Consider the following 25,991-nt stretch of genomic DNA (forward strand, 5'->3'; position numbering starts at 1 on the left):
TGCGCCCTTACGCCGCGTAGTGCCGGACATCGGCGATGGCGCCGGCGACAGCCGCCGCCGCCGCCATGGCGGGAGAGGCGAGATGCGTGCGTGCGCCCGTCCCCTGCCGGCCGACGAAGTTGCGGTTGGAGGTGGAGACGCAGCGCGCACCGGGCGGCACGGATTCACCATTGGCGGCGACGCACAGCGCGCAGCCGGGTTCGCGCCATTCGAAGCCGGCTTCGCGGAAGGCGGCGTCGAGGCCCTCGGCTTCCGCTTCGTGCTTCACGCGCTCGGAGCCCGGCACGACCCAGGCGGTGACATGGTTCGCGACCTTGCGGCCGCGCAGCACCTCGGCCGCGGCGCGCAGATCCTCGATGCGGGAGTTGGTGCAGGATCCGATGAAGACCCAATCGACCTTCGTGCCGGCGATCGGCGCGCCGGGCGTCAGGCCCATATAGGTCAGCGCGGCCTCCCAGGCGTTGCGCTTCTCGTCATCCGGGGCATCAGCCGGGTTCGGGACGATGCCGGTGACGGGCAGCACCTGCTCGGGACTGGTGCCCCAGGTGATCTGCGGCGCGATGTCGCGCATGTCGATCAGTAGGTCGCGATCGAAGACGGCGTCGTCGTCGCTCGGCAGCTTGCGCCAGGCGGCGACGGCGGCATCCCAGGAGGCGCCCTTCGGCGCGAAGTCGCGGCCGTGCAGCCACTGGAAGGTCGTGTCGTCCGCGGCGACCATGCCCATCTTCGCACCCATCTCGATGGACAGGTTGCACAGCGTCAGCCGGCCTTCGACGGACAACGCGCGCACCGCGGAACCCGCATACTCCACGGCGTATCCCGTGCCGGCCGCCGCGCCGAACCGACCGATGGCGGCAAGGATCATGTCCTTGGGCGTGACGCCCGCCGGTGCCGCGCCTTCGAAGCGGATGCGCATGCTGCGCGGCTTGCGCTGCGGCAGCGTCTGCGTCGCGAGAACGTGCTTGAGTTCCGACGCGCCGATGCCGAAGGCGAGCGCGCCGACACCGCCATTCGTGCAGGTGTGGCTGTCGCCGCAGACGAGCGTCGTGCCGGGCAGCACGATGCCGAGCTCCGGCCCCATGACATGCACGATGCCGTTACCGTCCTCACCAAGGTCGAACATCCGCACGCCGGTTTCCGCGACGCGCTTGCGCAAGCCGGCGAGCAGGCGCGCGCCCGTCGGGAAGGTTTCCGAGGTGCGGCCAGGCGCCGAGGACACAGCATGGTCCGGCGTCGCGAAGACCAGGTCGGGCCGAGCAACGGGATAGCCGGCCTCGCCGACTTCCTGCAGGGCACGCCCGCCGGACAGGTCGTGCACCAGCACGCGGTCGCAATAGAGCAGCGACCAGCCATTGCCGAGATCGGCCACGACATGTGGATCCCAGATCTTGTCGAGCAGCGTCGGCATGCTTCGGTTCCTCCCCGGCCTTGACGCTGCCCGGCCGGCGCGGGAGCGTGGGCGGGCAGCGGCGGGCATCACGCCGCGCGGGACGGGCGCGGTCAAGCGCCCGCGGCAAGGGAGAGGGCGCAGGCATGAGGCGATTCCGCCGTCGCAACATCACCATGGCCATGCTGGCGCTGCCGACGCTGGCTCGGGCGCAGGGTACCTGGCCGGACCGGCCCGTGCGCTTCATCGTGCCCTACAGCGCGGGCGGCGTCGCCGATACGATCGCACGGACCTTGCAGACGCGCGTGGCGGAGAATCTCGGCCAGTCCTTCATCATCGAGAACCGGACCGGCGCATCGGGTGCGATCGGCGCTGCTGCCGTCGCGCAATCGCCGGCCGACGGCTACACGCTGCTGTTCGAGGGCGCGACCTTCGCGACGCTGCCGGAAGTGCGGCGCGACCTGCCCTTCGATCATGCGCTGTTCATCCCGGTCGTGCAGGTGACGACGCAGCCCTACATCATCGGCATCCGCCCCGGATTCCCCGCCAATGACCTCGCAGGCTTCGTCGCCGAGGCGAAGCGCCGCCCGGGGGAGGTTACCTACGGCACGCCGGGCGTCGCGCATATCGGCCACTTCATGGGCGAGGCGCTGCAGATCGCGGCCGGCATCAGGCTGGAACACGTGCCCTTCCGCGGCGGCGCCGACGTGGCGCGCGAACTCGCGGCCGGGCGCATCGATGCGGGCATCATCTCCTATTCCAGCCTGCGGCCCGCCGTGGAGCGCGGCGGGACGCTGATCGCGAGCACCGCCGGGCAGCGGCAGGCGTCCTTGCCGCAGATCCCCGTGGTCGCGGAAACCTTCCCCGGCTACGACATGGCGTCCTGGACCGGGGTCTTCACGCCGGCCGGCACGCCGCCGGCGGCGCAGCAGCGCTTCAGCGCGGCGATCCGATCCGCTCTCGCCGACGCCGACGTTCGGCAGCGGCTGGAAGCGGCGGGCGCCGACCCGGTGGAATCAAACCCCGAAGCCTTCGCCGCCGTGATCCGCCGCGACCGGGAAACGGCGCGACGGATCGTGGAGGCGACAGGCCTGCGCGTCGGGTAGCGGCGCGCGCCTACTCCGCCGCCTTCGGCGCGTAGCCGAGGCCGCCTTCGTATTTCTGCGCGGCTTCCTCGGGCAGGAACTCCGCTTCCATCTCGCGGATCCGGTCGAAGCCGGCGAAGCCGTGCATGTTGCCCATCGGGTGCTGCTTGAAGCGCGCGTCATAGGCGGCCTCGGCCATCGGCCCTTCCTGCTTCAGCGCGGTGGCGAAGTCGTGGATCGCCATGATGGTCGCGCGCATCGCGGCACCGGGCAGGATGCAGACGCGGATGCCGAGCTCGGCCATCTGGTCGGTGGACAGGCGCGGGGAGATGCCGGTCATGTTGTAGAAGACCGGGCCCTTCACCTCACGCCCGATCCGCGCGACTTCCTCGACATCCTTCGGGCCTTCGACGAAGGCGAGATCGGCGCCGGCCTCGAGGAAGGCATTGGCGCGGGTGATCGCCTCATCCAGCGAGCCGCCATGGGCGCCGCGGGCATCGGTGCGCGCGATGATGACGAAGTCCGGGTCGAGCGCATCGCGCGTGCGGGCGGCGGCGCGGATCTTCAGCACCGCCTCGTCGCGCGCGATCACTTCCCGCCCCGCGACATGGCCGCAGCGCTTGGGCGCGACCTGGTCTTCCATGTGCAGGCCGGCGACGCCGCCGCGGATGTACTCCTCGACCGTGCGGACGACGTTGATGGCGTTGCCGAAGCCGGTATCCGCATCGGCGATCAGCGGGACCTTGACGGCGGCGGCGATCAGCCGGGCGTTCATCGCCATCTCGGTCAGCGTCACGAGACCCGCATCCGGCAGGCCGAGCAGGTTCAGCGAGGTGCCGTAGCCGGTCATGTAGAGCGCGGGAAAGCCGACGTGTTCGAGGATGCGGGCCGACATGGCGTTGAAGCAGCCGGGCACGACGAGCGGGCGGTTCGCGTCGATGAGGGCACGGAGACGGGTCGTGGGGCGGGCGGTATCGCCCTGGCCGAGGCGCATGAGAGGCTCCCGAGGTCTGGATGTTTCCCCGGGGAGCCTAGGCGGCGGCGGGACCCTCGGAAAGCTGTGGCTTTCGCGCCACGCGGCGCGTCAGGACCAGCGAGGATGCGGCCAGAAGAGTATGCCGGCGCTTGCGTTCGTAGGGCCTTGTCGCTCACAAGTGAGTGAAGTTTGTTGCATCGACGCAGGCGGGACGAGGCGCCGACGATTTTTTGGACGGCCTGAAATATTCCGCTGAAATTCGCGTGTCGCAACGAATTTTGCAACCCGGGCGGGGGCTCACGCTTCGTGAGTCGCCCGGTATCGCATCGTTCTAAGCGTCTTCATGGATGAGGTTCATGCCATACGGTGCGACTGACGGGCACGTTTAGAGAAATATCAAATAAATCTCAATTTTTGGCGTTGACCTTTCATTAACGAGAGTGTTTTGGTTGTCTCGACGCGGTTGACTACCTCAGGTGGCGATCCGCTTCGCGCTTCCATCAAAAGGTCCAGACGAGCGGATTTGATGGCGGTGATGCACAAAACGGCTCGTTTTTTTGAGATGCATCGAAGGGGATCGACATGATTCGCAAGTTTCTGGCTTCGCTCCGTGGCGCCGTTTCCGACCGCAAGGGCGTGACGGCGGCCGAATACGCCATTCTGGCGGTGGGTGTGGTGATCGTGGTCGGCGGCGCCGTTGCCGCATTCCAGGGCACCTTGACCACAGCCTTCACGGGCATCGGCACGCAGGTCACGTCGACACAGAACTCGCTGCAGGGCCCTGCCGCCGGCGGGGGCCGCTGATCCTCGGTTCGCCGGTCGTCTGGGCGCCCCGCTTTGTGGTGCCCGACGATCGGCGGCGGGATTGAGAGCGGCAGTCGCGTCTCGTGCAGCCCATGTGCCATCAGGCCCGGGCGTGGATTTGGCTAGATGGCCCGAAAGGCTCGTTGGGTAGCCGAGGGGGTAAACCGTGGTTGGATTCACGCTAAGGGCGACGCGAGAGAGTGGGCTACTAGGGGATCGGCGCGGCGTTAGCTCCGCTGAGTACGCGATCCTGGCCGTTGGCATCATCATTGTGGTTGGGGCGGCGGTATCCGCCTTCAGTCTGAACAACCCGATGGAGTACGCAGCCCAGTCCGTGACGAGTACGCAGGCATCGCTTGCGGCGCGTTGACCGGCGGGCTGTACGCGGTGCGGGTTCAGCATCTGGGGCGCTCGTTACATGGCCAATCTCATGCTGTTCCCAGTCGCAGCGGGACTGCTCCTGCTGGTCGCTGCCGCGAGGGATATCGCGACGCGGTTGATACCCGATGGAATTCCGATAGCGATCGCTGCGGTCGGGCTTGTGACGCGCGCCATGGTGGGCTGGCAGGAAGCTGCTCTGTCCCTGGCAGTCGCCGCCTTGTTGTTCGCCGCGCTGTTTGCGGTTGCCATGCGAGGCTGGCTCGGGGGCGGTGACGTCAAGCTCGTGAGCGCCATGGCGGTCGGCCTTGCGCCTTCCGAGACGTGGCTTTTCGTCGTCACCACGGTCTTTGCCGGCGGCATTCTCGGCGTCGCTTACATCCTGGCGCGATATGTCGTGCCCGAGACGCGTGTCGTAGCGGGCGGCTCCCTGGTCCGCCGTGTGCTGGCCGTCGAAGCCTGGCGTGTTCGACGGCGTGGCCCGCTTCCCTACGCCGTCGCCATCGCGATCGGCGGCATCTTCGTCCTCTACACCCTGGCAGGGGTCTGACCCGATGTTCATGCGGATGCTCGTCGTCCTGTCCCTGGTGCTGAGCGCCACCGGCCTCGGCATCCTCGCGCTCCAACTGATGCAGCCGCCTGCGCAACCGCAGCAGGTCGCTCGCGTCGAAGCGCCGCCCACCGTCGCGCCCGCCCAGCGCATCCGCATGCTCGTCGCGGCGCGCCCGCTGTCCATCGGCACGCTGCTGAAGGATGATGACATGCGGGAGGTCGAGATTGCCGGCGACGCCATCCCCGAAGGCGCCTTCGTTGGCGGCGCCGAATCCCTCGCGGAACTCCGTGGCGCGCTGCTGCGCCGCTTCGTCGATCCGAACAGTCCCATCATCCGCACGGACGTGCTGCGCCCCCGCGATCGCGGCTTCCTCGCCGCCGTGCTGCGGCCCGGTACGCGCGCCATTTCAGTCGGCGTTGATGTCGTGACCGGCGCCTCCGGTCTCATCTGGCCGGGCGACGAGGTGGACCTGATCCTGACCCAGGATCTGCAGCAGCAGGGCTCCGAATCGCCTGGACGCCGTGTCGTTGGCGAGACAATTCTGTCCGCGGTTCGGGTGATCGCGGTGGATCAGCAAATCAGTCACAGCGGAACGGATACGGCGGCCGGCCGGGTGGTCGCACGCACCGTGACGCTCGAGGTCACGCCCGAGCAGGCGGAACGGGTGGCAGTGGCGATGCAGCTTGGCCGCATCTCGCTCGTCGTCCGCGCCATCGAGGGCGTGCCCGAGGCCGGGGGGCCGCGGCCGTCGCTGGTGTTCGGCTCGGATGTCTCCTCGGCCCTGGCGGCGCCACAGGCTCCGGCGCCGGCTGCACCGCGCATGCGCATCATCCAGGGCGGTTCGCAGCAGGAGGTTACGTTCAGATGAACCAAGGGCGTATGGCGGCCGGGACTCTGCGGCCAACGTGGCGGGCGACGTGGCTCGCTGCGGCGGCGGTCCTGGCGCTGCTGCCCGTGGGAATGGCGACTGCGCAGGATGTCGCGCACAGCGTCGCGGCCGAGCCGTCGATCGGCGTGCGGGTCGGCAACCATCCCGGCTACGGCCGGGTCGTCTTCGACTGGCCGGTGCGCACCGACTATCAGGCGATTGCCGCCGGGGATGCCCTGGTGCTGCGCTTCGCGTCGCCCGGACAGCCGCAGGTGAGCGGCACCGCCAGGCCGCGCAACGTCATGGCGCTGACGTCCGAGGGCGACGCGGTGCGCATCACCGTCCGCCCGGGCGCCCAGTTCCGGCATTTTCACCACGGCCCCAAGCTGGTCGTGGACATCCTGGACCCGGAGGCCCCGCTTGCCGCGGTGACCGCACCGCCGCCGCCCAGGCCCGCCCGTGCCGTTACGGCGGCCGGCGCTGAAGGCGCGGCGGGCGCCGGCGCGGCGACGACGGAGGCCGTGCTTGCCGACCTCGCCTCGGCGACGCGGATTGCGGTGCCGGAACGCCCGGCAGCGCGTGGCGCCGTCCTGGCCAGCACCGCGCCGGGCGTCGAGGCCACGCGGCCGGTGGCGCTGACGCCGAATGTCCTGCCGACCGCGCCGGCCGCGTCGCCGGCGACCACCCAGATGACCCAGGCCCTGCCGCCCGTCGGCCCGCGCAGCACGCCGCCATTCGGCGCGCCGATGCCGACGCCCGGACTGGCCATGATGCCGCAGGCCCTTCCGGTGCAGGCGCAGGGCGTCCCGGTTCAGGTGCCTGGCGCACCGCAGATGGTGACGCCCATGCCGGGCGCCACGATGACCCGGCCGCTCGTGCTGGAGCAGGGGTCCGGCCGTCTTGTCGAATTGCCCGCCCCGGCGCTGACCGTGCTGGTCGCGGACCCGCGCATCGCGCGCGTGCAGCCGGCCTCGCCGACCAGCCTGTTCGTCATGGGCGTGAATGCCGGCCGGACGAATTTGATCGCGACGCGGGAGGATGGCTCGCTGGTTGCCGAGTTCGACATCACCGTGACGAGCAGCGGCGCGACGGGCCCGGCCCAGGCGGCACCGGTCGCGGCGGCACCGACCGTCTCGGCCGGGCAGATCCAGAGCATGATCCGCCGCATGGTGCGCGGCGGGCAGAATGTCCGCGTCTCCGTGGCTGGGCGCACGGGCGCGATCCAGCTTTCCGGCATGGTGCCCTCGGCGGCCGACGCGCAGCGCGCGGAAGCCATCGCCAAGTCGCTGGGTGGCGAAGCGCGCGAGGTGATCAACGATCTCACCCTGCTGTCCGGCATCCAGGTGAACCTGCGGGTGCGGGTCGTCGAAGTTTCGCGTGAGGTGACGCGCGACCTCGGCTTCAACTGGCTTGGTGTCTTTGCCGGCGGCAACTGGCAGCTTGGCATCCGGACGGGAAGCATCATCGGCAGTGCGATCGGCGCCGGCCCGGGTGGCGTGCTCGGCGGGCTGATCGGCGGCGCCGGCACCGGCACCGGCGGCACCTATGGCATGCGCTATTCGAGCGGCGGCTGGGACATCAACGGACTGATCGATGCACTCGCCCAGGACCGGCTGGTCACGATCCTCGCCGAGCCGAACCTGACGGCACAGTCGGGCGAGGTGGCGTCCTTCCTCGCCGGTGGCGAGTTTCCGGTGCCCGCGGCGGCGGCGAACAACAGCGCGACGCTGTCGGTCGAATACAAGCCTTACGGCGTCAGCCTGGCCTTCGTGCCGACGGTGCTCTCGCCCGAACGCTTGAACATGCGCGTGCGACCCGAGGTCAGCGAGTTGAGTGAGACCGGGTCGATCTCCTTCCCGGTTGCCGGCGGTGTCGTCAGCATTCCCGGCCTGACGGTGCGCCGGGCGGAGACGACCGTCGAACTCGGCAGCGGGCAGAGTTTCGCGATCGCCGGGCTGCTGAGCCGCAACGCCTCGATCAACAACAGCGGTGTCAGTGGCCTCGGTGATATTCCGGTGCTCGGCGCGCTGTTCCGCTCCGACCGGTATCGCCGGAACGAGACGGAGCTGGTGATCATCATCACGCCCTATCTCGTCCGGCCGACCTCCGATCCGACGGCGCTCGCCACGCCGCTCGACACCTTCCGCCCGGCGACCGACCTCGAGCGCGTGCTGCTGCGGCGGCAGACCGGCTCCGGCGCGCCCTACCGCCAGATCCGCCCGCCGGCGGCGGCCGGCTTCATCGTGGAGTGAGCGTCATGGCCCTGCGATACGCACCCGTCGCGACGCTCGCCCTGGCGCTCGGCCTCGGCGCCTGCGCCCCGGACACCTATTTCCCGCCGACCGATTTCGAGCGGGCCGGCACCTGGCAGGCGGAGGGGATCAACGACCGCAACCTCCGGGCCATGGTGGCGGATCCTTCCAATCTGACGCGCGGCGTCGGTGCCGCGACGGATCGCGGCGCGATGGGCGCCGCCGCGGCGCAGGCGCTGCAGGATGGCCGGCGGCCTGCGCTCCCACGCACGACCCTCAGCGAGGTGGGCCAGGACAGCGGCGGCGGTGCGACGGGCGTCACGAGCGGCGGCCGCGGAGGTTCCGGTGGCAACTGACCGCGGCGCCCTGCACGAGATGCCCGACGCGCAGCGTGGCGGCGCGATCATCTCCGCCGATCGCCCGTCGCTCATGGTCTTCGTGTCCGATGAAGCGACCGAGGCGGCGATCCGCGGCGGCATTGGCGACATGCTGGGTGCTCAGCTCCGGCGGGGCACGGTGCGCACCGCGGCCAAGGCGCTGGAGAAGGAGGCGACCCCGCGCGTCCTGATCGTCGACATCACGGGCATCGAGGATCCCTTCGGCGCACTCGACGACCTTGCTTCGGTCTGCACGCCCGATGTCCGCGTGCTGGTGGTGGGCGAGCGGACCGAGATCGCATTCTATCGCGACATCACGCGCAATGTCGGCGTGCATGAGTACCTGCACAAGCCGCTGACGCGCGACAACGTCGCCCGGCTGTTCGCCCCGCATGTGCAGGGCGGCGGCGATGGGATGCAGGATCGCGGCGGGCAGGTGACGGTCGTCTGCGGCGTGCATGGCGGCGTGGGCGCGACGACGCTCGCCGTCAATCTCGCCTTGCAGCTCGAGGACGTGACGCGCGGCCATGTCGCGCTGCTGGACCTGCATCTCCGCGGCGGGGCGGCGGCGATGATGCTCGGCGCCCGGGTCACCTCCGGCCTGCGCGTGGCGCTCGAGGAACCGGAGCGCGTGGACAGCCTCTTCCTCGACCGCGTCGGCGTGCCGCTCGGCGAGCGGGTGAGGCTGATCGCCGCCGAGGAGGCGATGGAGGCCGACGTCCGGCCGACCGAGGAAGGTGCCCGCCGCGTCGTCGAGATGCTGCGCCAGCGCTTCAACCATGTCGTCATCGACCTGCCGATGCCGCCCGGCCCGATGGAGCGGCTGGTGTTGCAGCGGGCGCGGCATGTGGTGCTGGTGCTCGGGCCGGACGTCGCGAGCATCCGTGACACGGTCTCGATCAAGAAGCTCGTGACGATGACGGGTTCGGCGGGACGCGTGATCACCGTGCTGAACGGCATGGGCCGCAAGGGCTATCTGCCGGTGAAGCTGATCGCGGAAGGCATCGGGGCCATGCCCGACGTCGTCATTCCGGACCTGCCGCGCCAATTGCCGCGGGCGGCGAATCTCGGCCGGCCGGCGCTGCGCGACAGCCCACCACTGCGCCGCGCCCTCGGCGCCCTGTCGCAGGAGATCGCGGCGGTTCGCTCGACCGAGCGGTCGCGCTCGCTCCTCGGCCGGCTGCTCAAGGGCAGGGGCTGACAATGCGCGTGTTCGGGCGGCGCAGCGAGGGCGCCAACCACCTCCCGGTGCCGATCTCCAACAATACGGAGATCCACTCGGTCAACATCAGCGCCGCCGACCTGGCGCTGTCGGACAGCGCCGAGCTCGCCCGGCTGCGCACGCTGGTGATGGAGCGAATCGACCCGGTGGTCGCCGGCGAGCTGCCGCCGGCCGCGCTGCGCCAGCAGCTCGATGCGCTGGTCCATGAGCTCGCCAGCCGCGAGCGCATGGAGATCTCGGCACGCGACCAGTCGCGCATCGCCGAGGAGATCGCGCGCGACATGGTGGGCTACGGCCCGCTGGAGCCGCTGCTCGCTGATGACAGCATCAACGACATCATGGTGAACGGCGCCGAGAACGTCTTCGTCGAGGTGCGCGGCAAGCTCATTAGGACCAATGTGCGGTTCCGTTCGAACAGCCAGGTGGCGGCCATCGCGCAGAAGATCGCGGCGACGGTCGGCCGGCGCGTCGATGAATCGAGCCCGCTCTGCGATGCCCGCCTGCTCGACGGGTCGCGCGTCAACATCGTCTTCCCGCCGCTGGCGCTCGACGGGCCCTGCATCTCGATCCGCAAGTTCGCCCGGCGGCGCTACGATTTGGGCTCGCTCGCGACAAACGGTTCGATGTCCTCCCAGGTGCAGCGCATCCTCGAGATCGCGTCGCGCTGCCGGCTGAACGTCGTCATCTCCGGCGGCACGGGGTCCGGCAAGACCACCATGCTGAACGCCATGTCGCGGCTGATCGACCATGGCGAGCGCATTGTCACCATCGAGGACGCTGCGGAACTGCAGCTGCAGCAGCCCCATGTCGTGCGGCTGGAAACCCGCCACGCCAACCTCGAAGGCCGCGGCGAGGTCACCGCCCGCGACCTGGTGCGCAATGCGCTGCGCATGCGCCCCGACCGCATCATCGTCGGCGAGGTCCGCGGTGCCGAGGCCTTCGACATGCTGCAGGCGATGAACACCGGCCATGACGGGTCGTTCTGCACCGTCCACGCCAACACCGCCCGCGACGCGCTGACCCGCATCGAGAACATGGTGATGATGGGGCAGTCGACGCTGCCGTCCCGCGCCATTCGCACACAGATCGCCGCCGCGGTGGACCTGATCGTCCAGATCGAGCGCATGCGCGATGGCGGGCGCCGCGTCTCCCAGGTTGCCGAGATCTGCGGCCAGGAAGGCGAAGTCATCACGATGAACGACATCTTCACCTTCCAATATGAAGGCGAGAACGCCGACGGGCGCCTGCGCGGTACCTGGGTATCGCCGGGCATGCGGCCGGCCTTCGTCGATCGCCTCAATTATTTCGGCATGCTCGATTCCTGGATGCGGGCGCTCCAGGAAGCCTGATCGTGGAACGCTCCTATCTCCTCGCCATCGGCGCGTTGCTGACCGTCGCGCTGGTGACGGGACTGGTAACGCTGGCGAAGTCCGGCCAGGCGCGACGGATGAAGGAAAGGGTAGCGAATGCCGGCGCCCACGCTCTGCGGGAGGTGGACACCGGCGGCCTGCCCAGCATTCGCCTGCAGAGCGCGAACCGCCGCCCGCTGCTCGAGCGTTTCCTGCGCTTCCTGCGCTTCAATCCGGATACGCCGCAGGAGCAGAAGATCCCGTGGTGGGCCACGATCGTCATCGGTGTGCTCCTGGGCGTCGTCGCCGGGTACTATCTGCGATACGTGACTGGTGTGTACCCGGCAATCGCAGCCGGGTGTGCGATTGCCTTGTTCGCCGTGCGCGGCCTCTTTGCCTGGCAGCACAACAGTTACATCGACGCGATCTTCCAGCAGATTCCGGATGCGATCGGCATGATGGTACGTGCCATCCGCGCCGGCCTTCCGGTCGGGGAGGCGATGCGCAGCGTGGCCGTGGAACTGCCCAACCCGCTGCGTGACGAGTTCGCGCGCATGCTTGGTGATGTCGCCATCGGCCGCCCGGTGGACCAGGCCCTGATGCGACTGCACGACCGGACGGATCTGCCGGAATTCTCCTTCCTGGCGGTGGTGTTCGGGCTCCAGACCCAGACCGGCGGCAACCTTGCCGAGACGCTCGAGAACCTTGCCGACCTCGTGCGCAAGCGCGTCGCCCTGGCGAAGCGCGCCAAGGCGCTGGCCGCCGAAGCCCGCATGCAGGCCGGCATCCTGATGGCGCTGCCCTATATCGCCGCCTTGGCGATGTCGCAGATCCAGCCCTTCTACATCGACAATTTCTTCCGCAATCCGACGGGCCAGAAGCTGGTCATGATCGGGCTCGGCTTCTCGGTCTTCGGCTATCTGGTGATCCGCTGGATGATCAAGCGGGCGGGAGCGGACTGAGCCATGCTCGACCAGTTCCTCGACGGCGGCGTCGCGCCATTCCTGGTTGCCGGCGCTGCCGTCTGCCTCGCCATCCTCGCCGCCGTCCTGCTGGCCCGTGGTGCCGAGGACAAGGACATGGCAAGCCGCGTCGACGGCGTGGTGAACTCCGCGGGGTTCGACGCCACGGCGACGATGACGAGTACTGGCGTGGCGGCGGCCGCGCCGTTCCGGCGTCTCGGGGAGCGGCTCCGCAACACGACGCTGGTCTCCGACAAGGATGTCGCAGATTTCCAGATCGCGATTGCCGCCGCCGGGCTCAACCCGCGTGCTGCCGTGCCGACTTTCATCGGCGTGAAGGCGGTGCTGATGATCGGCCTGCCGGTCTGCGGGTTTCTCTACGCGTATCTCAGCGGCTTCGACATCCCGCGAACGGCCATGATGACCTTCGGCGGCATTGTCGTCGGCGTGTTCGGGCCGAACCTGTTCCTCTCCTATCTCAAGCGCAAGCATGAGGAGAAGCTGCGCAAGGGCCTGCCGGACGCGCTGGACCTGCTGGTCGTCACCGCCGAGGCCGGCCTTGGGATCGAGACCGCGCTCGACCGCGTGGCGCGGGAGATCGAGCCGAACAACCGTCCGCTCGCCATCTCCTTCCTCGTCCTGGTGCAGGAACTGCGCATGCTGCCGGACCGGCGCCAGGCGCTGGAGCGCTTCGCCGAACGCTCGAACTTCGAGGGCTTCAAGCGACTCGGCGGCACGCTGTCGCAGACGCTGAAATACGGCACGCCGCTCGCGCAGGCGCTGCGCGTCCTCGCCGCCGAGATGCGGCAGGACCGCATGCTGCGGATCGAGGAGAAGGCCATCCGCCTTCCTGCGCTGCTGGTGATTCCATTGATCCTGTTCATCATGCCGGCGGTCTTCATTGCCCTTGTCGGGCCGTCCGTGCTGGAACTCGGCAAGGGTCTGTTCTCGGGGATGAGGCAATGACGAGTCGCCTGATCATTGCTGGCCTGTCGGCACTGTTGCTCTCGGGATGCGCGACGGATGGGGTTCGTGAACCCGATGCCGCGTCGCGCATGCGCGTTGCCGCGGTCGCCGAATCGCACGGCCAGATGGACGTCGCCCTGTCGATGTACGGCGCCGCCGCGGCGCAGGAGCCGGACAATGCCCAGGCGCAGATGCGGCTTGCCGGCGCGCTGACGCGGGCCGGCAACCATGCGCAGGCCGAGCAGGTTCTCGCCGCTGCCGTACAGCGCCGGCCGCATGAACGGGCGATGGTCGTGCAGCTTGCGCGGCTGCGCCTGCGCAGCGGCCAGGCGGGAGAGGCGCTGACGTTGTTCGACCGCGTGCTCGCCGGCGATTCGCGTAGCGTCGAGGCGCTGGACGGCCGTGGCGTCGCCCTCGACCTGATGGGCCGTCATCCCGAAGCGCAGGAATCCTATCGCCGCGCCCAGGTGCTGGCGCCGAACTCGGTTTCGGTCGCCAACAACCTCGGCCTCTCGCTGCTGCTGGACAACCGGCCCGACGAGGCGCGGGCGGTGCTGGAACCGCTGGCGCGCCGGCCCGATGCGACCGAGCGCGTGACGGCGAATTACGGGATCGCTCTGGCCGCAACGGGCGATGTCGTGGCTGCGCGCACCGTGCTGGGCGAGGCAGGCGGCGACGTGGCCGCGCTCGGTGAGGCCTTCCGCGGCGGCAACCGTCAGATCATCGAGGTCACGCCGAGCGACCGCCGTAGCTGATCTCGCTTCGTGTCATTGCCGAAGGGCGGCTGGCCCGGCTGGGTCAACGGGCGCAGCGTCCTCGTCATCGGCGCGGGCGTGGTCGCGATCTACGGGCTGCTCCTGCTGACGGGGACGGTGATCCGCAGTACGGGGCCGATGCCGGCGGACATGCTGGCCTTTGTTGCCGCTGCGCGTGTCGCGGCAGCCGGGCAGGCTGCCACGGCCTATGACTGGGATGCCTTCGCGCAGGCGCAGGCCGCGGTCCTCGGCGCGGAGGCGGACGCGATCGGCGGAGCCCTCGGCTGGCTGAACCCGCCGCATTTCTTCTTCGCCGTCCTTCCCTTGGCGCCTTTGAGCTACGGTTGGGCTTGGCTGCTCTGGGTGCTGGCGACCGCGCTTCTGCTTGCCCTCGCCGCCTGGTCCGTCGTGCCGCGCGGCGCCGCCGTGGTAGCGGTGCTCGCCGCGCCCTCGACGCTGCTGACCACGTCCGTCGGTCAGAACGGGCTCCTTGTTGCGGCGCTGTTTGCCTGGACGTTCGCGCTGCTCGACCGGCGGCCGGCGCTCGCCGGGTTGGCGCTTGGGCTGCTGACCATCAAGCCCCAATTCGGCCTGCTGCTGCCGCTGCTGCTGGCGCTGACCGGCCGCTGGCGCGTCTTCGGTGTCGCGGCGGGGGTGGCGCTGGCAGCGATGGGTCTCTCCTGGGCAGCCTTCGGCACGGGGACCTGGCTGGCATTCGTGCCGTCCCTGACCGGCAACGCCGATCGCATGCTGGGCGGGGAGGTCTCGCCGCGGATCCAATCGGTCTACGCCGTCCTGGCGCGGCTGACGGGCCCCGGGGTGGTGGCGGCTGCGGGCCATGCGGTCGTGGCGGCTGTCGCGGCGGCCATCGTGCTGCGACTCTGGCTGCGCCGTCCGGAAGGGCCGGAGGAAGCCCGTGCGGCGGCGGCCATCGCCGCCAGCTACCTGCTGACGCCCTATGTCTGGGGTTACGACACGCCGGCAACCGCGATCGCAGCGCTGTTCCTCGCCCGGGCGGCGCTACGCGACGGCTGGCTGCCGGGGGAGAAGGCGCTGCTGCTTCTGGCTTGCTTGGCCCCGGCGGTGCTGATCCTGATGCAGCGCCCCTTTGTCATGCCGCTGGCCTGGATGCTGCTGCTGGCGCTGGCGTGGCGGCGGGACGCCGCATGGCGATGCAGGGCGGTGGGTTAGCCCGGTGTCGCCCGGCTGGAGGTTCGCAGGCACATCACCCGCGGCCGCACGGGAGCCGCCGCCTGCCGGCCCCGCAGCCGCAACTCGACGGAGGGCACCGCCACGACGGGCCGCAGAGACGGCGCCTGCGACCCCACCAGCAGCACCGCCCCACGACCTGAAGCGCAGAGCCCCGCCATCGCCGGCCCCGGAAGCGGGATGACGCCCGGCGCGGGCCCTGGCGAGAAGCCCCGGCCGGTCAGCGCCGCCGTCACGCGCATGTGGTAGATCGTCGCCCGCTCCGGCGTCGAGGAATGGTACTGCCCGGTCGCCGTCGCCCAATCGCCCGTGCGGGCGAACAGCGACTTCAGGAAGCGCACCGCGTAGCGGACATTGGTCTCCGGATCGAAGCCCGCATCGACGCTGGGGAAGGCATCCGGGTGGTGCAGCAGGTTGATCTGCATGCAGCCGATGTCGATCGAGCGCGTGCCGGCGGCGATGCGAGCCTGCACTTCGGCCACCGCCTCGGCGCGGCTGGCCATGTAGCGGCCTTCGCCTGCAGCATTGAAGGACCACGGCCAGGACTGGACGCCCCCACCCGGTGACCGGCGCCCGGTTTCGACGCGCGCGATGGCGGCGAGCAGCCCGGCCGGAAGGCCCGACCCCTGATCCGCCGCGGCGATGGCGCGCCCGCAAGCGTCCCACGGGTCGTTGGATGCCACCACGGCGGCCGGCGCCGGCGCCGGGGTCGTTGTCGCACGTCGCGCGGCGGTCTGCTGGCGGGGCTGCGCCGCCGGGCGCGCAGCGGCGGGCCGGCGGGCCTCGCTTCCACGCTGGTCGGTATTGGCACGGGACGGCGTCGAGGAGAGGGCCGCGCAGACGGCGGCGAAGGGCAGGATCAGGCCGAGCAGCCTCGAGGCGCGGGGTCCGGGCTTCTGCATTGCGCGGCCGTCATGGCCTGATCCGCCACGCCGGGTCAAGTCCAACGCATCGCGCGCCCGGGTCGAGGCCGCGGATGGACAAGTCCCCGGCCGATTGCGACCCTCGGCACAACGATACGATTAGGGAGGATTTCGCCGTGACTGTCACAATCGCGCGACGGGCCATCATCGCCGCCCCATTTCTCGCCGTTGGCCTGGCGCGCGCGCAGGGTGGCTGGAAGCCGGGCCGTCCGGTCACGATGATCGTGCCCTTCGCCGCCGGCTCCGGCACTGACACGGTGGCCCGCACCCTGGCCGCGCTGCTGGAGCGGGATTGGGGGGTGCAGGTGGTCGTGGACAACCGCCCCGGCGCGAACGGGGCCATCGCCGCCGTCGCCACTGCGCGCGCCGCGCCGGACGGCCAGACGGTCATGATCACCACGAACAGCCCGCACGGCGCGACGCCGGCGCTGATGCGGCAGCCGACCTACGATCCGATTGCCGATTTCACGCCGCTTAGCCGTCTTGGGACCTACATCTTCGTCTTCGCGGTGAATGAGCAGGTGCCGGTGCGGTCCATGCCGGAGTTCCTCGCCCTGGCCAGGGCCCGGCCGGGACAGCTCACCTGTGCCTCGGGCAACGCGACCGGGGTGGTGGGGGCGGCGATGCTGAATCGGATCGGCAACGTCGACGTGACGCATGTCCCGTATCGCTCCTCGCCGCCTGCGATGACCGACGTGATCGCCGGTCGCGTGACGTCCATGTTCGCGGATGTTGCGGCCTCCCGCGCCTTCCTGAACGAGGGCAAGCTCAGGCCGCTCGGCATCACCTCCGCGGCGCGCACGCCGCTGTTCCCCGAATGGCCGACGTTGTCCGAGGTCGGGCTGCCGGGCTTCGAACTGCTGTCCTTCATGGGCGCCGTCGGACCGGCGCGCATGCCGGAAGAGGTCGTCGGCGGCTGGAACGCCGCCATCCGCCGCGTGTGGGACCAACCCGACACGGTTCGGCGGCTCGGCGAGTTCGGCATTGAGAAGGTCACCTCCACCCCGGCCGAGTTCGGCTCGTTCATCCGCGAGCAGGTAACGTTCTGGGGACAGCAGGCGCGCGCCGCCGGTCTGGAACCGGAGTAACGAGACAGTTCACTTGGTTGCTTTTGTTTTGTGCATGCCAGTGCCCATGCAAAAGCATCATGTCGGTATCCTGAACATCAACCTTGTCGTTACGGAGGTGTGACGCCACGTTATCAGAACCGAGACGCGCGGTGAGGGAGGCTGCGCGCTACGTCCGAAAGGGGACATGCCGACATGATCGATTCGACCCGCCTGCAGACGGCTCGTCTGGCCCGTACTCTTGCCGAGATGGCTGATGGCGGTCTGGCCGCGCGCCTCCGGCTGGAACAGGCGGCCCGCGTGGTCGGTGCGGCGCGCCGCGCCGCCGACCTCGCCGCGGTGGGTGCTCTGCGCCTGCCGGGCAGTGGCCATCCGGCCGTGCAGGCCGTGACCGAGATCGCGCGGCATTGGGACGCATCGGCGGTCACGGCGCTGGAATATGCCGAGACGCTGCCGGAAGCTGCGTTGGAACGGCTGCTGCGCGCTGCGCCGGCCTGGGCCGCGGCCTTCAGCGCCGCCACGCCGTTTCGCCGCGCAGCCTAAGCGGGAGGGCTGAGGGGCATCGCCCCTCCGTCCCGCTGTTGCCTTACATAAGCCCGGCGCGCGGCCGCTGTGCCGTGCTGCCATCCCGCGCTATACCCGCCGCCGCGAAGAATGCGGAGCAGTTGCATGTCCATCAGCGGCGCGGGTCGATCCAGGGATAGCAACGCGCCGCGGCGGGTGATGCTGCTCTCGGGCGCGTCCCGCGGGATCGGCCACGCCACGGTGAAGCGCTTCTCCGCCGCCGGGTGGCGGGTCATCACCATCTCCCGCCAGCCTTTTCCCGAGCAATGTCCGTGGGAGATGGGGCCAGAGGATCACATCCAGCTCGACCTCACGGATCCCGACGCAACGGTTGCGGCAGCCGAGGAGATCAAGCAGCGGCTGGCGCCCGAGGGCGGCCGGCTGGATGCGCTGGTGAACAATGCGGCGATCTCCCCAAAGGGCAGCGGCGGGGCGCGGCTCGGCTCGCTGGAGATGGATATCGAAGGCTGGCTGCGCGTCTTTCGCGTCAACTTCTTCGCACCGCTGCTGTTGGCGCGTGGCCTGATCGAGCCGCTGCAGAAGGCCAAGGGCTCGGTGGTGAATGTCACCTCCATTGCCGGTAGCCGCGTGCATCCCTTCGCCGGCGTCGCTTACTCCACGTCGAAATCGGCCCTGGCGGGGCTGACGCGGGAGATGGCGAGCGACTTCGCACCGCTGGGCGTGCGCGTGAACGCCATCAGCCCGGGGGAGATCGACACCTCGATCCTGTCGCCGGGCACCGACAAGATCGTGCAGGAGCAGATTCCGATGGGCCGCCTCGGCCGGCCCGAGGAGGTCGCGCAGGCGATCTATTTCCTCTGTACCGAAGCATCGTCCTACGTGAACGGCGCGGAGCTGCACATTAACGGCGGCCAACACGTCTAGCATGCTTGGACGCCGGCGGCGGCATGAGCCGCGATGCAGGCGGTTGTAGCGAAAGCCGCCGCGGTAGCGGTGCGTTCGGCTCGCGATCCTGCGCCGGCGGACCGCATCGTGACGATGGAACACAGGCATGGTCGCGACCGCAACGCACGGGGCGCCGCCTGTCGAAGGCGGCGCTTCACGTCACCGATCTCTGATCCTCGGCTGCCGCAGGGCGAACTAGCTCGCCAGCGCAGTCCGTGATGGTGGCGCCGCGTCGGCCAGAGCGGCCAGCCGTCCCCATATCCGATCGAGGTCGCGACCCGCCGTCAATACCGGCGCGCAGGCGGTGCGCGCATAGAATCCGCTGCGCCGCTCGCTGCCGTAGTCCTTCACCAGCGCAGTCAGGTGGTGATTGTCGAAGAAGCGGCGATTGCCGTCGTCGAGATAGGATTCGGTCCAGGCGCCTTCGGACACGAGCAGCCCATGCGCCTCCAGTTCGACGTGCCAGTAGGTGATCTCGCGGCGGGAGAAGTCCTGGAGGATGCTGCGACCGTTCACCAGCAGCCGCGCCGCCACCAGGTGGCCATCGAGAAAGATGCCGTGCTCCGGCGAAACCGCCATGTCGCGATACGGGATGCCTGCGCCCAGCGCGCCGGCGCGGATCAGGATCGGCGCAACGCTTCGCGGATTCGGATGACGGTCGAGGCGTATGCGGGTGTGGCCGATCCAGGCCACGGGCCGCAGCCCGCCGGGTTGACCTGCCGTCAACACCAGGTCGCCGGCGCGGAGGGTCTCGACGGGAACCTCGCCGGCCGCCGTCGTGATCAGCGTGCCTTCGAGGAAGCAGACAACGAAGTCGCCCGGGTCGATCGGAATGTCATCGCCGCCGGCAAGCGGTGAATTGGAGAAGTAATAGTAGGTATCGCCCTGAACGCCGAGCCAGCCGTCCGTGTAGTGGCCGACATACTGGCCCCCGGTGCCGACGGCACCGGTGGTGGTCATGTTGTCACCCTGGTTGAACACATCCCATCCAGGCTGGTCGGGAGTGTTCGAGTTGTCCGACGCCAGCACGTCGCCGGCAACGCTCGGCCCCGAGGCGGTGAAGGTGCCCGAGACGGGATCGTAGGTGCCGATCGTATAGTAGCTGGTTTCGTAGGTGGCCATGATCGTCTCCCGTCCGGGGCCGGGCGGCTCGCCGCGCTGCAGATGCCATATCATCCGCCTGCCGGATCATATGCGGCAGCAAAACAATTTGTGATTGATAAACAAGGCACCGAGACGACGAAGCGTTCATTTCAGAGACTTCGTCATGAATACGGTCACGCCGTCCATGAAGGGCTGCCGGTCGGTGACGACGTAGCCGCGCCGTTGGTACAGCGCGATGTTCGAACCAAAGGCCTCGTTGGTCAGTAGCCGCAGTTCCGCGCGGCCAGCGTCGCGCGCCAGTGTCTCCGCATGTACGAGCAGACGGCTGCCCAGGCCGTGCCCCTGTTGGTCGGGGCGCACGGCGACATTCTCGATCCAAAGGTGGTCGTCGCGCAGCGCCGTCTCGATGAGGGCGAGGATGGAGGGTCCGCGCTGGAACAGGTCGAAGCGGTGCTGTCGGATGGCGGCGTCGTAGTCCACGCGCATCGGCATCGGCTCGCGGCCGATCAGCGGCACCCATGGCGCGTAGGCCGCGCGCGTCACGTCGCGGACCGCGGCGGCGTCGGCGGGGGTGGCGCGGCGGAACGCCGTGGGGGGAAGCGCTGCCATGGGATGGGTCCTGTGGGATGGACATGAAAAACCCCGCCGACCTTGCGGTGGGCGGGGCGCCGGAAAGACGGAGAGGTCGCGGGTGGGCCCGCTATCCTCGCGTCTTCGGATCGGGCGCGCGCCGCCGCGTCGTCGTGGGACGACGGCGTCGCGTGGTCGGCTTGGCGCTGCGCGCGATCATGGGCGGAATGGTTGCGATCCCTGTGCCTGCCGTCAACGCATTTCGAGGAAGTCGAGCACGGCGGCGTTGAAGGCGGCCGGGTTGTCCGCCTGCACGCTGTGCGCCGCCTTCGGGATGGTCACGCGCGTCGCGTTCGGCATCGCAGCTTCCAGCGCATCCAGGATGACGCCGAATTGCGGCTGGGACTGGTCGCCGCCGGCGAGGAGCGTGCGGATGCGGATGCCCTCCGCCTCGGTGCGGCTGTAGGGCTTGCGCTGCTCGTTCTGCTGGCCGAGCAGGGTGCGGGCATTGGCGCGATTCACCGCCTTGCGCGCCTCGGAGCGCTTGGCCCAGGCGCCGGGCCCGCCGGTATGCTCGGCGAAGACGGCCAGGCCCTCCTCGACCTTGCCCTCGCCGATCAGGCCGGCCGCCTTCGCGAAAACGGAGGCCTGCTTACCGGCGGGCGGCGCGCCGCCGAAGGACGCGTCCAGCTCGCCGCCCGGTTCCAGCAGCACGAGGCTCTCGATCAGCTCGGGATGGTGCTGGGCGACGCGGAAGGCGATGTGCCCGCCGCGCGAATGCCCGATCAGCCGCACGGGGCCCTCGCCGAGGGCGGTGATGAAGCCGGCGATGTCGGCGGTGTGGCGGTCGATGGTGAAGTTGCCGCCATCTTCCCAGGTGCCGGGCCAGCAATGGCGCAGGCTGACCGCCATCGCATGATGCCCGGCGCCGAAGGCTTCCATCTGGCCACCCCATGACCGCTGGTCGCCGAGCGTACCGTGGATCATCAGCAGCGGCGGGCCGGACCCGGCTTCGGCGTAGGAGAGGGGATAGCCGTCGATGGTCAGGCTGGGCATGGCGTTTCCTTATCCGTTGCGCGCGGCGTCCATGATGGCGCGGAAGCGCTTCACCGTCGCCTCCAGCCCCTCGAAGACGGATTGCGAGATCAGGAAGTGGCCGATTGAGACCTCGGTCACTTCCGGGAAGGCGGCCACCGGCCCGACCGTGTCATAGGACAGGCCGTGTCCGGCGTGGCAGAGCAGGCCGGCCGCCTTGGCGGCGGCGGCCCCGGCCTTCAGCCGGGCAAGCTGTGCCGGGCGGTTCTCCACCGGCCCCTCGGCATAGGTCCCGGTGTGCAGCTCGATCGCCTGCGCGCCGAGCCGCGCGGCGGCCTCGATCTGCGCCGGATCGGCCTCGATGAAGATCGACACGCGCACGCCGGCGGCGGCCAGCCGGTCGATCGCTTCCTTGAGGAACGGGCCGGCGCGCAGCACGTCGAGCCCGCCTTCCGTCGTCAGTTCCTGCCGCTTCTCCGGCACGAGGCAGCAATAGGGCGGGCGGATGCGCTCGGCGAAGGTGACCATCTCCTCGGTCGCGGCCATCTCGAAGTTCAGGGGGGCGGCGATCTCGGCGCGCGCGCGTTCAACGTCGCGGTCGCGGATGTGGCGGCGGTCCTCGCGCAGATGCATCGTCACGCCGTCCGCGCCGGCGGCGACGGCGATGCGCGCGGCCTCGACCGGGCAGGGGAAGGTGCCGCCCCGCGCGTTGCGCAGCGTGGCGACGTGGTCGACGTTCACCGAGAAGTCGAGATGCGTCATGCGGTTCCCCGAGCGGCGGCGAGTGTGGCCGCGAGGCGGATCGCGGCGATGAGGGAGGACGGGTCGGCGCGGCCCGTGCCTGCGATGTCGAGCGCGGTGCCGTGGTCCGGGCTGGTGCGCACGATGGACAGGCCGAGCGTGACGTTCACGCCGCCCGCCATGTCGAGCGTCTTGATCGGGATCAGCGCCTGGTCGTGATAGAGGCAGATCGCCGCATCGTAGGTCGGTCGTGCGAGGGCGGTGAACATCGTGTCCGGCGGCAGTGGCCCGCGCGCGTCGATGCCGTCCGCGCGCAGGACGGCGACGGCGGGGGCGACGATGTCGATGTCCTCGCGGCCCATGGTGCCCGCCTCGCCGGCGTGCGGGTTCAACCCGGCGACGGCGAGCCGGGGCCGCGCGATGCCGAACTGGTCGCGTAGCGCAGCGGCGGTGATGCGCGCGGTCTCGACGATCATCTCCGGCGTCAGCCGCGCGATGGCCCTCGCCAGGGCCTCGTGCACCGTGACGGGGACGACGCGGAGCTCCTCCGAGGCGAGCATCATCACCGGCGGCACGCCGGTGCCGGCGATCTCGCCGAGATACTCCGTGTGGCCAGGGTGCTTGAACCCGGCGGCGGTCAGCACGGATTTCTGGATGGGGTTCGTCACCACGGCGCCGGCGCGGCCGGATTTCGTCAGTTCCACCGCCTCGGCGATGGCGGCGATGACGGCGCCCGCATTGGCGGGGTCGGGCCGCCCCGGGACCGGCACGGCCGGCAGCCTGCGATGCAGCACCGGCAGCGCATGGGGGAAGACCGCGGTGGCGTCCTCGGATGCCGCGATCGCCTGGATCGGGACGCCGAAGGGGCGCGTCGCGTCGTCGATCAGGAAGAAGGCGGGGCCGCCGGCGCGCAGCGCGGACCAGGCGCCGGCGGCGATCTCCGCGCCGATGCCGGCGGGTTCTCCCATGGTGAGGGCGAGGGGCTGCATGATGCTTCGCGTGTAGTCCGTGGCGGCCATCCTGACGAGGTCTTGCGCCGCGTCAAACCGGCACGCCCGGCCCGTGCTAGGACAGCCGCATGGAGTTCCTGGCGAATTGCCTGCACGGTCTGACGGCGCTCGGCCCCGGCGGCGTGCCGGCGGTGATGGCGGCGCTGTTCCTCGCGGGGCTCGCCGGCGGCGCTACGCATTGCGCGGGGATGTGCGGCCCCTTCGTCATCGCGCAGGCAGCGGCGGGGGCGGACCGGGCGCAGGCCGGCGGCGCCCTCGCCCGGCTGTCGGGTGCGGCGCTGCTGCCGTACCACCTGGGACGGATGCTCGGCTACGGGGCCCTGGGCGCGGGGGCGGGCGGGCTGGCGGGCGTGGTGGCGCTGGGCACCGGGCTGCATCTCGTGCTGGCGGCGCTGTTGGCGGTCGCGGCGCTGCTGATGTTCGCGCAGGCCTCGGCGCGCATCGCGGCGCTGCTGCCGCGGATGCCGGCGCCGCGCCTGCCGGCAGCGCTGGAACGACGGCTCGGCGCGCTGCTGGGCGCGCCGACCGGGCTGCGTGGGGTGGCGCTGGGGCTGATGCTCTCGGCGCTGCCGTGCGGGCTGCTGTATGGCGCGCTGGCGGGGGCAGCCGCGACGGGCTCGGCGCTCGGCGGGGCGCTGGTCATGGCGGCCTTCGTCGCCGGGACGGTGCCGGCGCTGATGGGCGTGGCGTTGCTGGGCCGCTTCTTCGGGCGGCGCGCGGGGCCCGCGATGCGGATGGCCGGCGCGGCGCTGTTCGCGCTGAACGGGGCCATGCTCGCGGCGATGGCGGTGCGCGTCGTGGCCTGACTGGACGCCACCCCGCAAGGCGCCGAGACTTCCCGCACTGGGAAGGAAACGCATGCCGGACGGCGCCACGGGCGAGAGTATCGAAACCCGACAATCCTGGATCATCGCCGTCACCGCCGTGGCGATGCTCGCGCTCGCCGCCGGCGGGCCGCTGACGGTGGTGATCGGCCTGGTGCCGATCAGCGAGACGCTCGGCGCCGGGCGGTCGGTGCCGTCGCTGGCCACCTCGCTGGCCTATCTGGGGTCCGGCGCGGGCGGCGTGATCTGCGGGCTGCTGGCTGCACGGGTCGGACAGCGGCTGGTCGCGATCATCGGCGGCGTGGCGATCTTTGGCGGCCTCGCGCTGGCGTCGCTGGGGCAGGGGTGGTCGCTGCTGGCCGGGATCGGGCTCGGCGTCGGGCTGTTCGGCAACGGGGCGCTGTTCGCGCCGATGGTCGCCTATGTCTCGCTGTGGTTCGACCGGCGGCGTGGCACGGCGCTGGCGCTCGTCTCCTCCGGCCAGTACATCGCCGGGTTCCTCTGGCCTTTCGTGTTCGAGCGTTCGATCGCAGCCTTCGGATGGCAGGCGACGATGCTCGCCTATGGCGCCTTCGCCGCGACGGCGGTGGTGACGCTGGCGGCGTTGTTCGTGACCCCGGCACCGGTGCCGCGGGGCGGGCTGGGCACCATGCAGGCGGTGAAGGGGCGGCGCGTGCTCGGCATGCGGCCCAACGTTGCGATGGCGCTCATCTCGGTGTGCTCCTTCCTGTGCTGCGTGCCGATGGCGATGCCGGCCGCGCATCTCGTGGCGTTCTGCGGGGACCTCGGCATCTCCGCGTCGCGCGGCGCGGCGATGCTGTCCGTCCTGCTGCTGTCCGCCTTCGTCGCGCGGCAGTTCTGGGGCTGGCTGTCCGACCGGATCGGCGGGTTGTGGACCGTGTTCGCCGGGTCCTGCGCGCAGGTCGTCGGGATGCTCGGCTTCCTCGCGACGCAGGACGAGGCCGGGCTGTTCTTCGTCGCCGCGGCCTATGGCCTTGGCTTCGGCGGCATCATCCCGGCCTATGTGCTGGCGATCCGGGCACTGTTCCCGGCGATCGAGGCATCCTGGCGGGTGCCGGCGCTGCTGTTCGTGAGCCTGTCAGGCATGGCCTTCGGCGCCTGGCTGGCCGGGGCGATCTATGACCGTGTCGGCTTCTACGCCGCGGCGTGGTGGGCGGGGATCGCGGTGAACCTCGTGCAGCTTGGCCTGGTGGCGTTCCTGCTGCTGCGACAGCGGCGGGCGACGGCGCAGGCCTAACCCACGAGATCCCGGTAGGCATGCCAAGTGGCGTGCCCGATCAGCGGGATCACCAGGGCGAGGCCGAGGAAGAACGGCACCATCGCCATCGCCGTGAAGACCACGATCAGCCCCGCCCAGAACAGCATGGTGCCGGGGTTCGCGACCACGGACCGCACCGAGGTGATGATGGCCTCCATCGCCGTCATCTCGGCCCGATCCACCAGCATCGGAATGGACACCGCCGAGATGGCGAAGGCGACCGCCGCGAGCGCGGCGCCGGCCGCCGTGCCGACGATAAGGAAGGGCAGCAGCATCGGGGACCGCAGCATCGCCATCGGCAGGTCCTCGAGCGCCGGGGCGAAGTTGACGCCGAACATAAGCATGAAGATCAGCGCGGCGATGCGGATCCAGAACAGGTGCAGCAGCAGCAGCACGATGCCGAGGAAGGCAAGCTGCCCGCCATTGCGCGTGAAGCCGCCGAGGCAGGCGGCGAAGGTCACGGGTTGCCCGGCTTCCCGCAGCCGGGACGCCTCGTAGAGCCCGGCCGCCAGCAGCGGCGCCACCAGGAAGAAGCCGGCGGAGGCCGGCAGGATCGCCCAGGCGCTGCGCGCCCAGATCAGGGCCAGCGCAAGCAGCCAGCCGGCGAGCGTCAGCGCGCCGCCATAGAAGAAGCCGAGCTGGGAACTCGCCATGAGATCCCGCCAGCCTGCGGTCAGCCACAGCCACGGCCGGTCCGGCGGGACCTGCCGGATGGCGACGGGGCTGCGGGCGATCGGCGGCGCGTCGCTCGGCATGGCTGGTCCTCCCGCGAGGCAGCGCGGCCCCGCAAACATCGGCACAGTATCCTTGCTGCGCCACGGGAGA

The 25,991-nt window shown here is 70.2% G+C and carries 26 protein-coding genes; 17 read left to right on the forward strand and 9 right to left on the reverse strand.

The features are described 5' to 3' along the window. Nucleotides 1–7: 7 nt before the first annotated feature. The gene (leuC, locus tag GXW78_RS21890; protein ID WP_211871028.1) at nt 8–1,408 is read right to left on the reverse strand and encodes a 3-isopropylmalate dehydratase large subunit; all 1,401 of its coding nucleotides are present in this window, start codon (nt 1,406–1,408) and stop codon (nt 8–10) included. A gap of 125 nt (nt 1,409–1,533) precedes the next feature. Between leuC and GXW78_RS21895 the strand changes: the two genes are divergently transcribed. After that, nucleotides 1,534–2,493, forward strand: coding sequence for a Bug family tripartite tricarboxylate transporter substrate binding protein (locus tag GXW78_RS21895; RefSeq protein WP_211871029.1), 960 nt, complete (start codon nt 1,534–1,536; stop codon nt 2,491–2,493). 10 nt (nt 2,494–2,503) lie between these two features. On the opposite strand, the gene GXW78_RS21900 is transcribed toward GXW78_RS21895, so the two are convergent. Beyond that, nucleotides 2,504–3,466 (reverse strand): isocitrate lyase/PEP mutase family protein, encoded by a 963-nt coding sequence (locus GXW78_RS21900; RefSeq protein WP_211871030.1) that lies wholly within the window; start codon nt 3,464–3,466, stop codon nt 2,504–2,506. Between the two features lie 564 nt (nt 3,467–4,030). On the opposite strand from GXW78_RS21900, the gene GXW78_RS21905 reads away from it, so the two are divergent. The 11 genes from GXW78_RS21905 to GXW78_RS28360 all read left to right on the forward strand — a co-directional run bounded on the left by GXW78_RS21905 (nt 4,031) and on the right by GXW78_RS28360 (nt 15,125). Then, entirely contained in the window at nt 4,031–4,252 is a 222-nt protein-coding gene (locus tag GXW78_RS21905; protein WP_211871031.1) for a Flp family type IVb pilin, read from the forward strand. A gap of 418 nt (nt 4,253–4,670) precedes the next feature. Continuing rightward, the gene (locus GXW78_RS21910; protein ID WP_211871032.1) at nt 4,671–5,180 is read left to right on the forward strand and encodes an A24 family peptidase; all 510 of its coding nucleotides are present in this window, start codon (nt 4,671–4,673) and stop codon (nt 5,178–5,180) included. Between the two features lie 4 nt (nt 5,181–5,184). After that, complete coding sequence (gene cpaB, locus GXW78_RS21915; protein WP_211871033.1) at nt 5,185–6,051, forward strand: Flp pilus assembly protein CpaB; 867 nt, start codon at nt 5,185–5,187, stop codon at nt 6,049–6,051. Then, on the forward strand, nt 6,048–8,303 hold the full coding sequence (locus GXW78_RS21920) for a type II and III secretion system protein family protein (protein WP_211871034.1): 2,256 nt from the start codon (nt 6,048–6,050) through the stop codon (nt 8,301–8,303). Before cpaB ends, GXW78_RS21920 begins: the two co-directional genes overlap by 4 nt. A gap of 5 nt (nt 8,304–8,308) precedes the next feature. Then, complete coding sequence (locus GXW78_RS21925; RefSeq protein WP_211871035.1) at nt 8,309–8,659, forward strand: hypothetical protein; 351 nt, start codon at nt 8,309–8,311, stop codon at nt 8,657–8,659. Beyond that, on the forward strand, nt 8,649–9,881 hold the full coding sequence (locus GXW78_RS21930; RefSeq protein ID WP_211871036.1) for an AAA family ATPase: 1,233 nt from the start codon (nt 8,649–8,651) through the stop codon (nt 9,879–9,881). The genes GXW78_RS21925 and GXW78_RS21930 overlap by 11 nt, the downstream gene beginning before the upstream one ends. A 2-nt stretch (nt 9,882–9,883) precedes the next feature. Beyond that, complete coding sequence (locus GXW78_RS21935; protein ID WP_211871037.1) at nt 9,884–11,251, forward strand: CpaF family protein; 1,368 nt, start codon at nt 9,884–9,886, stop codon at nt 11,249–11,251. Nucleotides 11,252–11,253: 2 nt separating this feature from the next. Then, nucleotides 11,254–12,213 carry a type II secretion system F family protein gene (locus GXW78_RS28520; RefSeq protein WP_211871038.1) on the forward strand — a complete coding sequence of 320 codons (960 nt, stop codon included), beginning with the start codon at nt 11,254–11,256 and terminating at the stop codon, nt 12,211–12,213. A gap of 3 nt (nt 12,214–12,216) precedes the next feature. Next, the gene (locus GXW78_RS21945; protein WP_211871039.1) at nt 12,217–13,179 is read left to right on the forward strand and encodes a type II secretion system F family protein; all 963 of its coding nucleotides are present in this window, start codon (nt 12,217–12,219) and stop codon (nt 13,177–13,179) included. Then, nucleotides 13,176–13,934: a tetratricopeptide repeat protein gene (locus GXW78_RS21950; protein ID WP_211871040.1), complete on the forward strand. Its 759-nt coding sequence runs from the start codon at nt 13,176–13,178 to the stop codon at nt 13,932–13,934. The genes GXW78_RS21945 and GXW78_RS21950 overlap by 4 nt, the downstream gene beginning before the upstream one ends. 9 nt (nt 13,935–13,943) lie before the next feature. Continuing rightward, on the forward strand, nt 13,944–15,125 hold the full coding sequence (locus GXW78_RS28360; protein ID WP_211871041.1) for a glycosyltransferase family 87 protein: 1,182 nt from the start codon (nt 13,944–13,946) through the stop codon (nt 15,123–15,125). Here GXW78_RS28360 and GXW78_RS21960 read toward each other — a convergent pair. Next, nucleotides 15,122–16,045, reverse strand: coding sequence for a lytic transglycosylase domain-containing protein (locus GXW78_RS21960; RefSeq protein ID WP_211871042.1), 924 nt, complete (start codon nt 16,043–16,045; stop codon nt 15,122–15,124). The genes GXW78_RS28360 and GXW78_RS21960 overlap by 4 nt on opposite strands. 137 nt (nt 16,046–16,182) lie before the next feature. On the opposite strand from GXW78_RS21960, the gene GXW78_RS21965 reads away from it, so the two are divergent. From GXW78_RS21965 to GXW78_RS21975, 3 genes are all read left to right on the forward strand, one after another. Beyond that, a complete protein-coding gene (locus tag GXW78_RS21965) occupies nt 16,183–17,154 on the forward strand; it encodes a Bug family tripartite tricarboxylate transporter substrate binding protein (RefSeq protein ID WP_338147814.1) in 972 nt (323 codons plus the stop codon). 174 nt (nt 17,155–17,328) lie between these two features. Beyond that, the gene (locus tag GXW78_RS21970; RefSeq protein ID WP_211871044.1) at nt 17,329–17,676 is read left to right on the forward strand and encodes a hypothetical protein; all 348 of its coding nucleotides are present in this window, start codon (nt 17,329–17,331) and stop codon (nt 17,674–17,676) included. Between the two features lie 126 nt (nt 17,677–17,802). Then, complete coding sequence (locus GXW78_RS21975; protein WP_211871045.1) at nt 17,803–18,582, forward strand: SDR family NAD(P)-dependent oxidoreductase; 780 nt, start codon at nt 17,803–17,805, stop codon at nt 18,580–18,582. 216 nt (nt 18,583–18,798) lie between these two features. On the opposite strand, the gene GXW78_RS21980 is transcribed toward GXW78_RS21975, so the two are convergent. From GXW78_RS21980 to pdxA, 5 genes are all read right to left on the reverse strand, one after another. Further along, entirely contained in the window at nt 18,799–19,725 is a 927-nt protein-coding gene (locus GXW78_RS21980) for a Hint domain-containing protein (protein WP_211871046.1), read from the reverse strand. 126 nt (nt 19,726–19,851) lie between these two features. After that, on the reverse strand, nt 19,852–20,316 hold the full coding sequence (locus tag GXW78_RS21985; RefSeq protein WP_211871047.1) for a GNAT family N-acetyltransferase: 465 nt from the start codon (nt 20,314–20,316) through the stop codon (nt 19,852–19,854). Nucleotides 20,317–20,529: 213 nt separating this feature from the next. Further along, the gene (locus GXW78_RS21990) at nt 20,530–21,333 is read right to left on the reverse strand and encodes an alpha/beta fold hydrolase (protein ID WP_211871048.1); all 804 of its coding nucleotides are present in this window, start codon (nt 21,331–21,333) and stop codon (nt 20,530–20,532) included. 9 nt (nt 21,334–21,342) lie between these two features. After that, on the reverse strand, nt 21,343–22,074 hold the full coding sequence (locus GXW78_RS21995) for a pyridoxine 5'-phosphate synthase (protein WP_211871049.1): 732 nt from the start codon (nt 22,072–22,074) through the stop codon (nt 21,343–21,345). Beyond that, nucleotides 22,071–23,072 (reverse strand): 4-hydroxythreonine-4-phosphate dehydrogenase PdxA, encoded by a 1,002-nt coding sequence (gene pdxA, locus GXW78_RS22000; protein ID WP_211871050.1) that lies wholly within the window; start codon nt 23,070–23,072, stop codon nt 22,071–22,073. Before pdxA ends, GXW78_RS21995 begins: the two co-directional genes overlap by 4 nt. A 59-nt stretch (nt 23,073–23,131) precedes the next feature. Between pdxA and GXW78_RS22005 the strand changes: the two genes are divergently transcribed. Then, a complete protein-coding gene (locus GXW78_RS22005) occupies nt 23,132–23,869 on the forward strand; it encodes an urease accessory protein UreH domain-containing protein (RefSeq protein WP_211871051.1) in 738 nt (245 codons plus the stop codon). A 52-nt stretch (nt 23,870–23,921) separates the two neighbouring features. Beyond that, entirely contained in the window at nt 23,922–25,145 is a 1,224-nt protein-coding gene (locus tag GXW78_RS22010; RefSeq protein ID WP_211871052.1) for an MFS transporter, read from the forward strand. Here the strand turns inward: GXW78_RS22010 and GXW78_RS22015 are convergent. Further along, nucleotides 25,142–25,921 (reverse strand): DUF2189 domain-containing protein, encoded by a 780-nt coding sequence (locus GXW78_RS22015; protein WP_211871053.1) that lies wholly within the window; start codon nt 25,919–25,921, stop codon nt 25,142–25,144. The two genes, GXW78_RS22010 and GXW78_RS22015, sit on opposite strands and share 4 nt — an antisense overlap. Nucleotides 25,922–25,991: the final 70 nt, after the last annotated feature.

Origin of the sequence: Neoroseomonas terrae (genome assembly GCF_018129025.1) — a bacterium.
Lineage (GTDB): Bacteria > Pseudomonadota > Alphaproteobacteria > Acetobacterales > Acetobacteraceae > Neoroseomonas > Neoroseomonas terrae.

What these genes read in the sequence shown, in the direction of transcription:
- leuC (WP_211871028.1), bottom strand. Translation starts at nt 1,408, where the DNA reads ATGCCGACGCTGCTCGACAAGATCTGGGATCCACATGTCGTGGCCGAT.
- GXW78_RS21895 (WP_211871029.1), top strand. Translation starts at nt 1,534, where the DNA reads ATGAGGCGATTCCGCCGTCGCAACATCACCATGGCCATGCTGGCGCTG.
- GXW78_RS21900 (WP_211871030.1), bottom strand. Translation starts at nt 3,466, where the DNA reads ATGCGCCTCGGCCAGGGCGATACCGCCCGCCCCACGACCCGTCTCCGT.
- GXW78_RS21905 (WP_211871031.1), top strand. Translation starts at nt 4,031, where the DNA reads ATGATTCGCAAGTTTCTGGCTTCGCTCCGTGGCGCCGTTTCCGACCGC.
- GXW78_RS21910 (WP_211871032.1), top strand. Translation starts at nt 4,671, where the DNA reads ATGGCCAATCTCATGCTGTTCCCAGTCGCAGCGGGACTGCTCCTGCTG.
- cpaB (WP_211871033.1), top strand. Translation starts at nt 5,185, where the DNA reads ATGTTCATGCGGATGCTCGTCGTCCTGTCCCTGGTGCTGAGCGCCACC.
- GXW78_RS21920 (WP_211871034.1), top strand. Translation starts at nt 6,048, where the DNA reads ATGAACCAAGGGCGTATGGCGGCCGGGACTCTGCGGCCAACGTGGCGG.
- GXW78_RS21925 (WP_211871035.1), top strand. Translation starts at nt 8,309, where the DNA reads ATGGCCCTGCGATACGCACCCGTCGCGACGCTCGCCCTGGCGCTCGGC.
- GXW78_RS21935 (WP_211871037.1), top strand. Translation starts at nt 9,884, where the DNA reads ATGCGCGTGTTCGGGCGGCGCAGCGAGGGCGCCAACCACCTCCCGGTG.
- GXW78_RS21945 (WP_211871039.1), top strand. Translation starts at nt 12,217, where the DNA reads ATGCTCGACCAGTTCCTCGACGGCGGCGTCGCGCCATTCCTGGTTGCC.
- GXW78_RS21950 (WP_211871040.1), top strand. Translation starts at nt 13,176, where the DNA reads ATGACGAGTCGCCTGATCATTGCTGGCCTGTCGGCACTGTTGCTCTCG.
- GXW78_RS21960 (WP_211871042.1), bottom strand. Translation starts at nt 16,045, where the DNA reads ATGCAGAAGCCCGGACCCCGCGCCTCGAGGCTGCTCGGCCTGATCCTG.
- GXW78_RS21970 (WP_211871044.1), top strand. Translation starts at nt 17,329, where the DNA reads ATGATCGATTCGACCCGCCTGCAGACGGCTCGTCTGGCCCGTACTCTT.
- GXW78_RS21975 (WP_211871045.1), top strand. Translation starts at nt 17,803, where the DNA reads ATGTCCATCAGCGGCGCGGGTCGATCCAGGGATAGCAACGCGCCGCGG.
- GXW78_RS21980 (WP_211871046.1), bottom strand. Translation starts at nt 19,725, where the DNA reads ATGGCCACCTACGAAACCAGCTACTATACGATCGGCACCTACGATCCC.
- GXW78_RS21985 (WP_211871047.1), bottom strand. Translation starts at nt 20,316, where the DNA reads ATGGCAGCGCTTCCCCCCACGGCGTTCCGCCGCGCCACCCCCGCCGAC.
- GXW78_RS21990 (WP_211871048.1), bottom strand. Translation starts at nt 21,333, where the DNA reads ATGCCCAGCCTGACCATCGACGGCTATCCCCTCTCCTACGCCGAAGCC.
- GXW78_RS21995 (WP_211871049.1), bottom strand. Translation starts at nt 22,074, where the DNA reads ATGACGCATCTCGACTTCTCGGTGAACGTCGACCACGTCGCCACGCTG.
- pdxA (WP_211871050.1), bottom strand. Translation starts at nt 23,072, where the DNA reads ATGGCCGCCACGGACTACACGCGAAGCATCATGCAGCCCCTCGCCCTC.
- GXW78_RS22005 (WP_211871051.1), top strand. Translation starts at nt 23,132, where the DNA reads ATGGAGTTCCTGGCGAATTGCCTGCACGGTCTGACGGCGCTCGGCCCC.
- GXW78_RS22010 (WP_211871052.1), top strand. Translation starts at nt 23,922, where the DNA reads ATGCCGGACGGCGCCACGGGCGAGAGTATCGAAACCCGACAATCCTGG.
- GXW78_RS22015 (WP_211871053.1), bottom strand. Translation starts at nt 25,921, where the DNA reads ATGCCGAGCGACGCGCCGCCGATCGCCCGCAGCCCCGTCGCCATCCGG.